The organism is Haloferax sp. KTX1, assembly GCF_902410085.1.
GTDB lineage: Archaea > Halobacteriota > Halobacteria > Halobacteriales > Haloferacaceae > Haloferax > Haloferax massiliensis.
Window position 1 is genome coordinate 1 of record NZ_CABPRH010000225.1, and the last position, 432, is coordinate 432.

1 protein-coding gene and 1 pseudogene are annotated in these 432 nt (G+C 52.8%); one reads left to right on the top strand and one right to left on the bottom strand.

Going from position 1 to position 432, the window contains the following annotated elements:
* Positions 1 to 195: hypothetical protein (locus FY251_RS22910; protein ID WP_222847903.1), on the top strand; the 195-nt coding region annotated here is incomplete at its 5' end.
* Between the two features lie 97 nt (positions 196 to 292).
* On the opposite strand, the pseudogene FY251_RS23930 reads toward FY251_RS22910, so the two are convergent.
* Positions 293 to 432, bottom strand: a pseudogene (locus tag FY251_RS23930) (glycosyltransferase family 2 protein); the annotation flags it as partial.

The following is a 432-nucleotide window of genomic DNA, read 5'->3' on the forward strand; positions in this document are numbered from 1 at the left end:
GGGGACTATCTCACCGTACTGATGTCTTCAGATGAAGAGACTAGGACCGTGGAGTCGGAGCAGGCGACCCGACGGACCATTCTATCCCTTGTTGCGACTGGACTCTCGTTCGGAGTTGCAGTGCTTTTGAAGCGGGAGATATTGTATCGTGGGTACGGCGAAGATGGGTATGGTGAACAGGGGTTCGGCGAGTAACTAGTACGGCATATATCACGACTCTCTCTGAGGAAAGAGTTGGGCCAGCAGCTGCTAGTTTGCCTAAATTCAGAACACCGAAGAGACCCAGAGACAGTTAGTCTGACGGTCCCGCGGATTCCGAGGGTCGGTCAATATTAGGTACTTCGCCTCTGTCCTCTTCGTAGTGGGTGTGGTTGAGGAATCCTCGAATACGTCCAGCTGTCTTTGCAACAGTACTGCCCGCTTCTATAACGG